Consider the following 13,912-nt stretch of genomic DNA (forward strand, 5'->3'; position numbering starts at 1 on the left):
TTATTTTCTCACTAATTGCAGCTCAAGCGGTGTTGCTGCATTGAATGATATTAAATTAAGACCCGATTTAGTTAGGCGATTAAAGCGCGCGCTAAATGCTTGCTCAGCATTTTTAGCAAAGCGTTCTCTAAAGCTGTTATCCATTAATGGTAGGGCAAAGTCTTGACCATTTGCATTAACGGTAACGGCTTGCTTAAACGCAGGTAACTGATGCTCAAATGGATCGCTTATGTGGCAACCAATCAGCTCGCAGTGGCGGCTTAATATTTCAAGTTGCTTAAAGCTGGCATCATCCAGAGCATTAAAATCAGACACTAAATACACTAAGCTGCCTGGTTTTGCTAAATGGTTAAGGCGCTTTAGGTTATCGCTAAAGTTGTTAGTGGCTGTTTTATCAATATTGTTAAGCGCTTGCTGGTGGTTGTCGCATAAATTATGACAAAGCTTAAGCACGGCTTTTTCACGGGCGCTGGGTTTTAGCTCTAAATGCGAGTGCTGATTAAACACAATACCGCCAATTCTATCGCCGCGCTGACACGCCGACCATGCAACAAGAGCGCTTATATGCGCAGCTTGCACCGACTTTAACAGTAACTTTGAGCCAAACAGCATTGAGTTAGAAAAATCAGTGAACACAAACACAGGGCGCTCTTTTTCTTCTTGAAAGAGCTTTGTGTGAGTCTCGCCGGTACGCGCAGTAACTCGCCAATCAATAGAGCGAATATCGTCACCTTGCTGATAATGTCGCACTTCGGCAAATTCCATTCCTCGGCCTTTGTGCGGTGCAAGGTATTGCCCTGTTAAGGTGTTTTTTATTTTTACCTTAGGGGCAAGTTCAAGCAATTGCGCTTTGGCTTTGTAATACATCAGCTCTTTGAGTGCTAAATTAACACCGTGGCTATGGCTCTGTTTGAGCCATGCTTGGGTTTCTAATTGTTTTTGCATAACTTATGGTACGGCTACAAGTTCAACTATACGGCTTATTACTTGATCTTTAGTAATGCCATCGGCTTGGGCTTCGTAACTTAAAATAATGCGATGACGCAGTACATTATGCACAACAGCTTGAATGTCATCAGGTGCTACAAAGTCACGGCCTTGAAGCCATGCATGAGCACGAGCACATTTATCAAGTGCTATTGTTGCACGCGGACTTGCACCAAACTCAATCCAGCTACCTAGTTGCGCGTCTAATTTAGCGCCTTCACGAGTGGCAATAATAAGTTGTACTAAATATTGCTCAAGTGGCTCTGCTAAATAAAGGCCTAATATTTCTTTACGCGCTGCAAATAAATCGCTTTGACTAATTTTTTGCATTACTGGTTGTTGCTCGTTAAGCGCTTCGCCGCGTGTTAAACGCAGTATATCAAGCTCATGCTCTGCGCCAGGGTAGTCAATACTTAGGTGCAGTAAAAAGCGATCCAGCTGGGCTTCTGGTAACGGGTAAGTCCCTTCTTGCTCTAGCGGGTTTTGCGTTGCCATAACTAAAAACAGTTCGCTAAGCGGATAGGTATTTTTACCCACGGTAACTTGTCGCTCTGCCATGGCTTCTAATAGTGCTGATTGTACTTTGGCAGGTGCACGATTAATTTCGTCAGCTAAAATTAGGTTGTGAAAAAGAGGGCCTTTTTCAAATACAAACTCGCTAGTTTGTTGGCGGTAAATATCGGTACCTGTTACATCAGCTGGTAATAAATCTGGCGTAAACTGTACGCGCTGAAATGAGCCTTCAATGCCTTTAGCAAGTGCATTAACTGCACGTGTTTTTGCAAGCCCAGGAGGGCCTTCTACTAATAAGTGACCATCAGCTAAAATAGCAATAAGTAGCGCTTGAGTAAGCTCTGGCTGGCCAATGATTTGTGTATCTAAGTACGTTTTTAATTGTGAAAATGCGTTAGCTGCCATAATAAGTGGACTGTCCTCGTCAGCTGGGTTTGTACCTAATAGTGTTAGGTGATAAATACTGACCTATTTATAAGGTTTATAATTGGGTAACTCAAGAGTTAGACTGTATTTTTTAAAATAGTTCGTTATTTTTTAACGAATTTTAGCGTACCACAAAACTTTGTAAATGCGTCTAAAAAAGCCTATTGTGATAGTCGTAATTAAACACTGTTTATATAAATTTGTGTTTATCTATTGGCTTTAGGGCACGGGTTGTTTAGAATCGAGGAAAACAAACAGGTCAGACCTGTCAGCGGGAGAGCATAAATGTCTGAGCAAAACATACTAAAAACACCAAAGGGCGACCGTATTGCCATCGTTAGCGGCTTACGTACACCTTTTGCAAAACAAGCAACAGCGTTTCACCATGTACCTGCACTTGATATGGGGAAATTGGTGGTTAACGAAATGCTTGAACGATTAAATTTCAATAAGTCAGAAATTGATCAACTTGTATTTGGTCAAGTAGTACAAATGCCAGAAGCGCCAAATATTGCACGTGAAATTGTATTGGGCACAGGTATGCCTGTATCGGTTGATGCATATTCTGTATCGCGCGCATGTGCTACCAGCTTTCAGGCTATTGCTAATGTAGCTGAGTCTATTATGGCGGGATCTGTAAGTGTAGGTATTGCAGGTGGCGCAGATTCGTCATCAGTATTGCCAATTGGTGTAAGTAAAAAGCTAGCAGGCAGCTTAGTTGATTTAAATAAAGCGCGTACGCTTGGTCAACGTTTAAAAATATTTTCAAAACTGCGTTTAAAAGACTTATTACCAGTGCCTCCTGCAGTTGCAGAGTACTCAACAGGCCTTTCAATGGGGCAAACTGCTGAGCAAATGGCTAAAACACACAACATTAGCCGTGAAGATCAAGATGCGTTAGCGCATCGTTCTCACTCACTTGCAACGCAAGCATGGGCTGATGGTAAGTTAAAAGATGAAGTAATGACGGCGCATTTACCGCCATATAAAAGCTTTATTTCAGAAGACAACAACATTCGTAAAAACTCAACGGTTGAAGGCTACGCCAAGCTTAAACCTGTTTTTGACCGTCAGCACGGTACTGTTACCGCTGCAAATGCAACACCATTAACTGATGGTGCAGCGGCCGTACTTATGATGAGCGAAAGCAAAGCAAAAGCACTTGGCTATGAAATACTAGGTTACGTACGTAGCTTTGCATTTTCGGCAATTGGCGTAGAAAAAGACATGTTAATGGGCCCAGCTCATTCAACGCCTATTGCACTAGATAGAGCGGGTATTACGCTTGCTGATTTAGATTTAATTGAAATGCACGAAGCGTTTGCATCGCAAACACTTGCCAATATGAAAATGTTTGCCTCAGACAAATTTGCACAAGAGCATTTAGGTCGCAGCAAAGCAATTGGCGAAATTAACATGGATAAGTTTAACGTTAACGGCGGCTCTTTAGCATATGGTCACCCATTTGCAGCAACAGGTGCACGCTTAATTACGCAAAGCTTACACGAGCTTAAACGTCGTGGTGGCGGTTTGGCATTAACAACAGCGTGTGCTGCTGGTGGTTTAGGTGCAGCCTTTGTATTGGAGAGCGCGTAATGACTGATTCAGTATTTAATTTAGCGGTAGATGAAAACAAAATTGCCGTAGTAACGATTGATGTGCCAGGGGAGAAAATGAATACCCTGCGCAGTAGTTTTGCCGATGACTTAAAAGCATTATTAGAAGACGCTAAGTCGCAAAATGTAAAAGGCATGGTATTTATAAGCGGAAAAACCGATAACTTTATCGCGGGCGCCGATGTAAAAATGCTTGATAGCGTTCAAAAGCGTGATGATGCTTTAGCTATTAGCGAACTATGCCATCAAGCATTTTTTGATATGACAAAACTGCCATACACAACAGTAAGTGCGATTCATGGCGCTGCATTAGGTGGTGGTTTAGAGTTTGCTTTAGCGTGTGACTACCGTGTTGGTACCGACAGCGATTTAACAAAAATTGGCTTACCAGAAGTGCAACTTGGTTTACTACCAGGTGGCGGCGGTACGCAGCGCTTAACTAAAATTGTTGGTATTCAAAAAGCACTTGAGTGGATGCTAACAGGTAAACAAATTCGCCCTAAGCAAGCTAAAAAAGCAGGCGTGCTTGATGACTGTGTACCACACAGTGTGCTGCTAAAAGTTGCAAAAGAATTTGCGACTAAGAAAAAGCCACAAGCAAAAGAGCCAAAGCTCGACAATATTAGTAAATTACTAGAGTCAAACCCGTTTGGCCGTAACTTTATCTTTAAAAAAGCTAAAGAAAACGTACTTAAAAAAACGGGCGGGCACTACCCAGCACCACTCGCTATTATTAAAGCTGTGCGTGCTAGTGTAGAGCTTGATGAGCTAAAAGCGTATAAAACAGAAGCTGAAAGCTTTGCAACACTTGTAATGAGTGACGAATCGAAAGCGCTTCGCGGTATTTTCTTTGCAACCACTGAAATGAAAAAAGAGTGGCGCAATGATGACGCACCCGCAATTAGCAAAACTGCTGTTTTAGGTGGTGGACTAATGGGCGCAGGTATTGCGCACGTAAGTGCTGTTAAAGCTAAAGTACCGGTACGTATTAAAGATGTAGCAGAGCAGGGCATTAGTAATGCAATGAGCTACACCTACAAAATTTTAGACAAGCGCCTTAAGCGCCGTATTATGTCTAAAGCTGATATGCAGTTAACAATGAACCGTATTACAGGTACAACAGACTACAGCGGCTTTAAACACATTGATTTAGTAATAGAAGCTGTGTTTGAAGATCTTGCGCTTAAGCAAGGTATGGTTGCCGACGTAGAGCAGCAATGCCAAGAAAATACAATTTTTGCTAGTAACACGTCATCATTACCAATTTCGCAAATTGCAGCGCAGGCAGCACGTCCTGAAAATGTAATTGGCTTACATTACTTTTCACCAGTAGAAAAAATGCCATTAGTGGAAATTATTCCACACGAAGGTACATCTAAAGAGACTATTGCTCGCGTTGTTAACTTTGCACGTAAGCAAGGTAAAACGCCAATTGTTGTAAAAGACATGGCCGGTTTTTACGTAAATCGTATTTTAGCGCCTTACTTAAACGAAGCTGCTAATTTAATGCTTGCGGGTGAGCCAATTGAAAAGATTGATGCAGCCCTAGTTGAGTTTGGCTTTCCGGTAGGACCGCTGGCTCTACTTGATGAAGTAGGGATTGATATTGGCTCTAAAATTGCTCCAATTCTTGAAAAAGAATTAGGTGAGCGTTTTAAAGGCCCTGATGCATTTATGCGTATGATTGATTCAAAACGCCTTGGCCGTAAGTCCGGTCGTGGTTTTTATGAATACGACAAAAAAGGCAAAAAGGTTGATGAGTCAGTTTACGAACTATTGGGTGTTACCCCAGCTCCACGTTTAAACAAAAGCGAAATTGCTAAGCGATGTGTATCGAAAATGCTTAACGAAGCAGTACGCTGTTTAGATGATGGCATTATTGCAAGCCCTCGTGATGGCGACATTGGTGCAATATTTGGTATTGGTTTCCCACCATTTTTAGGTGGCCCCTTTAGCTATATGGATAAATTAGGCGCAAGTAAAATAAGCTCTGATATGTCTACATTAGCTAACAGCGATGCTAACTTTGCTCCATGTGAGTCACTGGTAACAATGGCAAGCTCTGGTACTACTTTTTATAATGCAGCAACTGTTGAGGTTGTAGCTCCTGAAGTACAAAGCACTGAGCCACAAGAGCAAAGTGTCACTGAGCCTGAAGTTACTAAAGAGATTGAAACAAAAGAATAAAGTTTCTACTGTTTATAAAAACCGCATTTAGATGCGGTTTTTTTATGATTTTTAATATTTAAATGAGGAGCTTAATGACATTATTTACACAAAGATTGAGCATGTACCAAATGGAAGAATCTGATTGGCCTCTTTTTCTAGCGCTTCATCGCGATCCTCAAGTCCTTAAGTATTGTTTTGATATGCCAATGGAGTCACTGATAAGAAACCGCTTTGAGATACGCTTACCTAAGTGGAATACTAAATCACGCCACCCACTGTGCTTAGTCATTATTAATAATAAAACAAAACAACCAGTGGGTGTTACAGGCTTTGCCTATGACGGAGAAACCGCAGAGCTTGGTTATTTATTATTGCCAGAGTATTTTAATAAAGGCTACGCGACAGAGTCTTTAAGAGCTGTGATTGATTGGGCTTGGAAAGAATGTGGTATTAGGCAGTTTAAAGCTGTCGTAACGCGTGGCAATATTGGTTCTGAAAAGGTGCTTAGTAAGTGTGGCTTAACCCATACCGATACACTTTTTAAAGTGCATACAATAGGCGAAAAGTTATATGACGATTTAATTTATACGCTTAAGGTTTAAGGTTTTAATGGGCTAGTAGCCTAGCCCAAAAAGTGCTACAAGTGAAGTGCGATAGCTTTGCGGTCTTTTTCTGGCATGTTTTCTACGACTAAATTAAATGAGTTATCAATCATTCTCTCAATTTCACTTTGTGCAATTGTGCCGTCTAAAATTACTGTGTTCCATAAGCGTTTATTCATATGGTAACCAGGGATCACTGCCGGGAAAGTATCACGCAATGATATTGCTTCATCAGGATCGCATTTTAAGTTAAGCCACCAAATAACCTCACCATCATCATTAGTTTGACCGTCATTGCCAATAGCAAGAGTCGCAAACATTTTATGATTCACTTTATATACATCAACCTCTTGCGCAAATGGTTTTGTAACCTGAACAAGTGGTTTTTTAACTAAATACTCATGTACTTTTTTCTGGTCCATGATCCATTCCTTGAAGTCATACTCGGTAAAGCTACCATAGCAGTTTTTTTCACATTTGATTATATGTATTTTAGTATAAATTAAAATTTTACAAGCTAATACAACATGTAGCGTAAAACCAACGTAATTTTAGTTGAACAAAATCCAGTTCGTGGTATGTTTCTGCCAATCAAAAAAATAATAGGAATTCACACATGCCAAAGGCGAGTGATGTTAAAAAAGGTACTGCTATTGACTTCAATGGCCGCGTTTTAGTTGTAAAAGATATTGTGCGCTCTGTGCCGCAAGGTCGTGCTGGTGGTAGTTTATACCGTATGCGTTTATACGATGTGGTAACCGGTGGTAAAGTTGACGAAACATTTAAAGACAGTGACATGCTAACGCTGGCTGATTTAACACGCCGTGAAGTAATGCTATCGTACATTGATGGCGACGAGTATGTGTTCATGGATAATGAAGATTACACGCCTTACAACTTAAACAAAGATGCTATTAGCGAAGAAATTTTATTTGTTAATGAAGAAACGCAAGGCGTACACGTCATTGTTATTGATGGCGCGCCAGTAGGACTTGATTTACCATCAAGTGTTGAACTTGTTGTTGAAGAAACAGACCCATCTATTAAAGGTGCATCTGCAAGTGCTCGTTCAAAACCTGCACGTATGTCTACTGGCTTAAATATTTCTGTGCCAGAGCATATTTCAACAGGTGACCGTATCCGTATTAATACTGTTGAACACAAATTTATGGGTCGTGCTGAAAAGTAACGCGTAAATTATAATTTTAAAAGCCGAATCTGTGTTTAACAGGTTCGGCTTTTTTGTGCGCGGGGATTTGTTGCTTTAAATTTAATCACGTTAGCGTTAGAATAATCGCCTTATTTTTGAGCAACTTTAAGGGGTAGCTTTGTTTATAGTTTTACTAAGCAGTGCATTTATAGCTTTAATGTATTTAGAAACCATTAAAAAAGGCATGCCAATTAAACGATGGCTGATTTTAGGCGGTTTATTTGGACCAGTAGCCTGGTGCTTGTTTAATCTACATTATCGTCGTGCTTTAGTTAGAAATGTAGGAATAAATGCGTGTATATGGCGCCCTTAATTTATCGATGCCACATTTTTATTTTTTCTAATTAAGCTTGGGGCTGCTTTAGTTTGTTGCTGCTTTAAAAATTCAGTAAATTCACTTTTTGATAGTGGCTTAGAATAGTAATAACCTTGTACTGTTTCGCAATTAAGCTTTTTGAGTATATCAATTTGATGGGCTTGTTCTACACCTTCAGCCACTACATGTAAATCAAGGTTATGTGCAATAGTGACTATTGAGTCGACCATATTACGGCCACGTTCATTGGTCATGTCATCTATAAATGCTTTATCTACTTTAAGTGTATTAAGCGGAAATTGCTTTAAATACGCTAATGATGAATAACCAGTACCAAAATCATCCATTGCTAAATGAATACCTCGGGCACTTAACGAACGCATAATTGCAATGGCTTCTTTAGGGTCATCCATTACAGTACCTTCTGTTATTTCAAGCTCTAAAAAGTATGAAGGTAATTCGTTTTTTTGCAAAATAACGTCAATACGAGAGGTTAAATCGGGGAGGCTAAATTGCTTTGCTGATAAGTTAACGGCTACTCGACCGCTAAATAAACCGCTATCTAGCCATTCTTTTACGTCTCTGCAGGCTTTGTTTAATACCACTTCACCAATTTCAATTATTTGGCCCGTTTCCTCGGCTATAGGTATAAATACACCAGGGCTAATAATGCCTTTTTTGGGTGTAATAAAGCGCACTAACGCTTCCATTCCGGTTAGCTTGCCTGTGCGAATATTCATTTTTGGTTGGTAGTACACTTCAAAATGGTCTTCTTTTAAACCAAAGCGCATGAGGTTTTCAATTTGCAGTCGTTTAACGGCTTGACGGTTCATCGTGTCGTTAAAAAATAAGTAGCTGTTACCTTTCTTTTTAGCATGATACATGGCGGTATCTGCATTTTTTAAAAGCAGTTCAGGCGTATTGCCGTCTTCAGGGAATAATACAATACCTACACTTGAGGTGATTGCCAGTTCGTGGCCTGCCATTTTAAATGGTGTAGCAATGGCTGCTAAAAACTGTTTAGCCATGCGTGTAATTACATGTATGTCGTTAGTGTCAGACATTACCAGAGCAAACTCATCGCCGCCTAAACGATAAAACACATCATTTTCGCGGGTTAGTTTATTTAAGCGCATTGCTAGTTTAGCTAATAAGCTGTCACCTAGCTGATGTCCTAACGAGTCATTTATTTTTTTAAAGTTATCTAAATCGAATACAAGCAAGGCGTGATGCGAATTGAGTTTTACTAGTTTATGCAAATCAGTAAAAAATAAATTTCGGTTAGGCAGACTGGTTGTGCGATCTCGATTCGATAAGTTATGTAATTGCGATTCTGCTTTTTTACGCTCTGTTAAATCTGAATATACAACGACATAATTAGTTATTTGATTTTGATCGTTTTTAATTTCATCTATGGATATTTCTATCGGTAATAAAATACGCTCACTATTACGAAGCTTCACTTCTTGTTGAATATGTTCGCGCTCTTTTACTATTTCAATAATTCTGTTTGTGTAGCTTGGCTCATACCCAGATAGGCTAAAATCTTTTCCTAAGTATTGTTCGCGTACGCCACCAAACAAGGTTAAAAAGCTAGGGTTTATATCAACCAGTTTAAAGTTTTTATCGTAAATTGCTAAGGCGTCAGTAAGCGACTCAACACATTTTGCAAAAAGGTTTAAGCGCTCTTCAGTTGATTTTAACTGTGATATATCGCGAACGGTACCCGTCATTCTAAGGGGGGATAAGTTGGCGTCTTTTTCAATTATTTTTCCGCGATCGAGCACCCAGTGCCAACGACCAAAAGTATCTTTGATTCGGTAGGTGGCTTCAAAAAAAGCAGACTGCTCTGCAAAGTGCACTTTTAGCAAGTGCTCAACGTTATTAATATCGTGAGGATGGATAAGGCCTTTATTTGGTGGAAACCCCATTAACGTAGTTGAGTCCATTAAATACTTATCGTTAATACGAATAACTTCGCCTGTTTTTATGTTCCAGTCCCAAAGTGTATCGCCGCTACCTTCTACGGTACTTTTAAGGCGTTTTTCCGAAAGCCGAAGTTGGCGGCGTGAACGTCTAAGTTTATGGATTACAAATAACAGGTAGGGCAAAGCAAGCGATATAATGGCGCTTGCTAGTATAAGTATATTGTCTGAGTTGTAATTAAGTGATGACTCAAAGGCAAAAAGCTCAAATGAGTAAGCAAGTACTACAAACATGCTTAGTTTTATTATTGTTTTTATCATTTTTTGATTACTTCTAATTTACAAATGATAATTTAAAACAAGCTAAACCTAGAGTCAAAGAGATTGAGAGTAAACGGGCATATTTTGAGATTTACTGACTTTCGCCGAGCTTAAAAGCTCATATCTTGGTCTATTATCATCAAATAGGCTTAGTGCATAAACTTTTACTTCTCTTAGTGTTAGTGCGTTTAGGGCATCTAAAAGTCGCTGCTGCATATGAAATTCGTGATCTCTGTTACCAATAGCAAGCCATAACCGTTGTGAGCGCAGACGCAAGTTTTTATCTTTTTCTGCAATATGAGTACTAAGGCCATGTTTTTGCTGTTGCCAATCGTTTTCATCAAGTGCATCAATGTTATCAAGGTATTTTTTAATAAAGCTGTTATGACGATGCAATAATGTTTTTGCATCAAACTTAGGTGACTGCACATAAAATGCTATTCCAGCACGAGTATTAAAAGGTGCATAACCTGCGCCCACTAAATAACCTAGCTGTTGTGTTGTTCGTAACTCGTTAAAGTAATCTTGATTAATTAAATGATTTAACGCCATCATTTTTACTTTTTCGGCCACGCAATCCGTTTGCGCCTGATAGTAAACTACCATGGCATGGTCGCTACAAGGAAGTTCTAACTCGTAGCGAGTTACTTTTTTAATTTCAAAAAGGGGGCGTCTTAAATCTTCAATTATGGCTGCGTTTTTTAGGTGTTCGGCGACCTTTTTTTGAAAGGCTAATGCATCACTTTGCTGCCAGTTACCATGTAAAAATGATTCAACATGTAGTGCTTTAAAAAAGTCTGTTCTGAACTCATTAAATTGCTGAAAACAGGTGTTTTTTAATGCCGATGCAAGCTCCCCAGGTTGAGGGTTCCAAGGCATTATTTTTGCGCCTAAAATACTAAATAACTCACTGACTGGTTTGTTTTGGTTGCTATTGCGCCAATGCCTTACAAGTTGTTTTTTATATTCAGCAAAGCGTTTTGCACAAATTTCTACATTAAATAAAGCATCTATTAATTGATCAACAAGCTCTAACTGACTGGATGAAAGCCCAGCGGTATGTAGAGTTAATCCACCTTGATGCGAGGTTAAGTGGTAGCTAAGTCCAGCAAGTTCTGCAGGATAAAATTGCTCGCCTACGCTATCCATAAATAAATCTGTAAATAAGCGGGTGAGTGCCATATGCTTTACATCTTTTACGGCAAAATCAGAATCCATGGCCAAATAAAAATGACCTTTAGCAACACGAAATGTGTTGTCTTGTTTAAACCAAAAGTCAAAACCGGGTTCTTTTACTAATAACTCGGGTTTCGTTTGTGGTTTTATGACATCAAATAACACCACTTCTTTTGTCAAATAAGGATTAGCGGTAGGCAGCAGCATTTCGCTCAGCGGTTTATTTATCTCGCTAAGTGCATCAAGCCAATTAGGTGAAATATGTTCTACTTTATATGGTGTGTTGTACCATGCGGTTTTATGTTCAGGCTCTACATCTGGATGTATAAGTACGATGCGCATATTATGTGGCGTTAACCACTGCATGGCCATTTCGTGGGTCGCTTTTTTAAAGCCTTCCATTAAATAGTCGCCTTGCACGTAATTTGCTTCGTCGTAATGCTGCATATTAATGCTTAAATTACTGACCCAATCAATCAAGCGTGACTTTTCTTGGTTATCGAATGCTATTTGTAATAGATTTTTTTTATCTTGGTATAAGCGCGGCAATTTTTCGGTGTTATCGTTAATTAAGCAAATGTATTCAAACACCATTTCAATAATGTCTTCGAAGTATTCAATACCTTCATCGGTAAGCGCTAAACTAATATTAAAGTCTTTAAAGTTGCTGCCATTAATACCACCGCCAGCAGAAAGCGCGTTTATCCAGCCTTGCTCTTTTAAAATAGAATAAAGAGAACCCGCGCCTTCATAGCCAAGTAAATGGGCAATAAAACTCACTGTTTTGTGGCGATAAAAGTCGTCAATATTAGGCATAGCAAAACTTATGATAAGTTTTTGCATATGCTTATGCGGCTCAATATGAAGTATTTTTCCTATGTCTTGTTTGCGATAGAGTGGCTCACTGATCTCTGGCTTTTTGAGGTTTTTATTACCCTTAATTGCGCCAAAGTAAGTTTGTGCCCAGCTTTGTAGTGTGTTTAATGTTTCGTTTGCGCAAATAACTAAAGTCATCCACTGAGCTTGGTACTGACTATTAAAAAAGTCGCGAAGCTCATCACTAATACAGCGCTCTCTGTCAGCTAAGGTTTGTAGGTTTCCTACAGAAAATTTAGCAAATGGATGAGCTGGATTTACCGTTTCTTTGTGGGCTTGATAAATACGGCGACCATCGTCTTTTATTTTTAGTTTAAACTCGGCTTCAATTGCGTTGCGTTCTTTTTCTGTTTCGGCTGAATTTAAAAGTGGCGCAATAAAAAAACGGCTAAATTGGGTAAGCGCCTGTTCAAATTCTTGGTTATTAATATCAAAAAAGTAACAGGTATGCTCAGTGCCAGTCCACGCATTAGTGTTCCCGCCAGCTTGCGAAACAAAATTATTAAAACTGCCTGAATCTGGGTATTGGTCTGTGCCTAAAAAAAGCATGTGCTCTAAAAAGTGTGCTAGGCCTTGCCTATCAAGAGGATCGTCAAAATGCCCGGCGTTAACTGCCATTGATGCTGCCGCTTTTGTAGAATCTTTATCTTGCACTAATAGTACTTTTAGACCATTGTCCAGTGTAAAGGCGCGGTATGCTCTGTTATCATTGCGGCTGATATTCAAATGATGCTCCTGAAACTAAACGTTTACTTGTTAACAACAGATGATGGCTTCAGGAAAGCGAAATACAGCTTAAAGATTTACCTGAATCTCATGAAAGAATTATTTAGAAATAAATAGATTTATGTTGTTAATATAGCTGACAAATGGGCAAACTGGCTACTGTTTTATATTCTTTAATCGGTTGATTTTTTATGAAAACAATCCTAATAATGCGCCACGGCGAAGCAACACCCATGCAGGCTGATGATGCAGGTAGAAATTTAACCCAAGCAGGGCACGATGAAGCTGAAAAAATGGGCCTTTGGCTCAGTAAAGCACATTGCCCTGATGCACTGTTAGTTAGTCCTTACATTCGTGCACAGCAAACAGCTGCAGGTGTAGCTAAAAATAACGTATTTAAATTTAGCGAAACCACGTCCGATATTATCCCCGAAGGCAAACCTCAAATTGCTGCTGACTATCTTGAAACGCTTATTGCTACTCATCCCCAATGCAATACATGGCTTATAGTGGCACACATGCCTATTGTAAGTTATTTAGTGGACCAATTAAGCCCTGGTAATATGCCAATTTTTAATACAGGTGCTGTTGCTGTTATTAGTTATGATGAGCAAACCCAGCGTAGTAGTTATATAAGTATAAATGCCCCAGAAAATCTTTAAATAATTGAGAAAAGTATTATGACGATAGAACGCTTACAAACAGGTGCGCGCATGAGCCGCATAGTAAAACATAATGGCACTGTGTATTTATGTGGGCAGGTATGCGCCGACGCGCAAAAAGGTATTAAAGAGCAAACTCAAACTATGCTTGTTAAAGTAGAGGCGCTGCTTGATGAAGCAGGGAGTTCAAAAGAACATATGCTTAGCGCGACTATTTATGTAAAGAGCATGGAATACTTTGCTGATATGAATACAGTATGGGATGCATGGGTACCCGAGGGTTATACACCAGCACGTGCCTGTGTGGAAGCTAAAATGGCACGTGATGCACTACTCGTAGAAATATCTGTTGTAGCGGCCTTAAAGTAATTTGATTAAACAATTATA

12 protein-coding genes are annotated in these 13,912 nt (G+C 39.5%); 7 read left to right on the top strand and 5 right to left on the bottom strand.

The features are described 5' to 3' along the window. Both H5117_RS01490 and H5117_RS01495 read right to left on the bottom strand, forming a co-directional pair. A complete protein-coding gene (locus H5117_RS01490) occupies window positions 1-945 on the bottom strand; it encodes a DUF58 domain-containing protein (protein WP_004335626.1) in 945 nt (314 codons plus the stop codon). A 3-nt stretch (window positions 946-948) separates the two neighbouring features. Further along, window positions 949-1,905: a MoxR family ATPase gene (locus tag H5117_RS01495; RefSeq protein ID WP_007377762.1), complete on the bottom strand. Its 957-nt coding sequence runs from the start codon at window positions 1,903-1,905 to the stop codon at window positions 949-951. A 306-nt stretch (window positions 1,906-2,211) separates the two neighbouring features. Between H5117_RS01495 and fadI the strand changes: the two genes are divergently transcribed. From fadI to H5117_RS01510, 3 genes are all read left to right on the top strand, one after another. Then, window positions 2,212-3,522, top strand: coding sequence for an acetyl-CoA C-acyltransferase FadI (fadI, locus tag H5117_RS01500; RefSeq protein WP_004335629.1), 1,311 nt, complete (start codon window positions 2,212-2,214; stop codon window positions 3,520-3,522). Further along, window positions 3,522-5,729 (top strand): fatty acid oxidation complex subunit alpha FadJ, encoded by a 2,208-nt coding sequence (gene fadJ / locus H5117_RS01505; protein WP_182693123.1) that lies wholly within the window; start codon window positions 3,522-3,524, stop codon window positions 5,727-5,729. Before fadI ends, fadJ begins: the two co-directional genes overlap by 1 nt. Window positions 5,730-5,803: 74 nt before the next feature. Next, window positions 5,804-6,313 (top strand): GNAT family N-acetyltransferase, encoded by a 510-nt coding sequence (locus H5117_RS01510; RefSeq protein WP_182736006.1) that lies wholly within the window; start codon window positions 5,804-5,806, stop codon window positions 6,311-6,313. 35 nt (window positions 6,314-6,348) lie between these two features. On the opposite strand, the gene H5117_RS01515 is transcribed toward H5117_RS01510, so the two are convergent. After that, window positions 6,349-6,735 carry an MmcQ/YjbR family DNA-binding protein gene (locus H5117_RS01515; protein WP_024596739.1) on the bottom strand — a complete coding sequence of 129 codons (387 nt, stop codon included), beginning with the start codon at window positions 6,733-6,735 and terminating at the stop codon, window positions 6,349-6,351. Window positions 6,736-6,929: 194 nt separating this feature from the next. Here H5117_RS01515 and yeiP point away from each other — a divergent pair, with 194 nt between their 5' ends. After that, the gene (yeiP, locus tag H5117_RS01520) at window positions 6,930-7,502 is read left to right on the top strand and encodes an elongation factor P-like protein YeiP (protein WP_002962153.1); all 573 of its coding nucleotides are present in this window, start codon (window positions 6,930-6,932) and stop codon (window positions 7,500-7,502) included. 139 nt (window positions 7,503-7,641) lie between these two features. Beyond that, window positions 7,642-7,836: a hypothetical protein gene (locus H5117_RS01525; RefSeq protein WP_182695843.1), complete on the top strand. Its 195-nt coding sequence runs from the start codon at window positions 7,642-7,644 to the stop codon at window positions 7,834-7,836. On the opposite strand, the gene H5117_RS01530 is transcribed toward H5117_RS01525, so the two are convergent. Beyond that, complete coding sequence (locus H5117_RS01530) at window positions 7,833-10,085, bottom strand: EAL domain-containing protein (RefSeq protein WP_182736007.1); 2,253 nt, start codon at window positions 10,083-10,085, stop codon at window positions 7,833-7,835. The genes H5117_RS01525 and H5117_RS01530 overlap by 4 nt on opposite strands. Window positions 10,086-10,139: 54 nt before the next feature. After that, the gene (locus H5117_RS01535; protein WP_182695806.1) at window positions 10,140-12,863 is read right to left on the bottom strand and encodes an insulinase family protein; all 2,724 of its coding nucleotides are present in this window, start codon (window positions 12,861-12,863) and stop codon (window positions 10,140-10,142) included. 191 nt (window positions 12,864-13,054) lie between these two features. Between H5117_RS01535 and sixA the strand changes: the two genes are divergently transcribed. Beyond that, entirely contained in the window at window positions 13,055-13,525 is a 471-nt protein-coding gene (gene sixA / locus H5117_RS01540) for a phosphohistidine phosphatase SixA (RefSeq protein WP_024593905.1), read from the top strand. An 18-nt stretch (window positions 13,526-13,543) separates the two neighbouring features. Beyond that, complete coding sequence (locus tag H5117_RS01545; RefSeq protein ID WP_182736008.1) at window positions 13,544-13,894, top strand: RidA family protein; 351 nt, start codon at window positions 13,544-13,546, stop codon at window positions 13,892-13,894. The last annotated feature ends 18 nt before the right edge of the window (window positions 13,895-13,912 follow it).

This window comes from Pseudoalteromonas sp. SG45-1, from assembly GCF_014164135.1.
GTDB lineage: Bacteria > Pseudomonadota > Gammaproteobacteria > Enterobacterales > Alteromonadaceae > Pseudoalteromonas > Pseudoalteromonas distincta.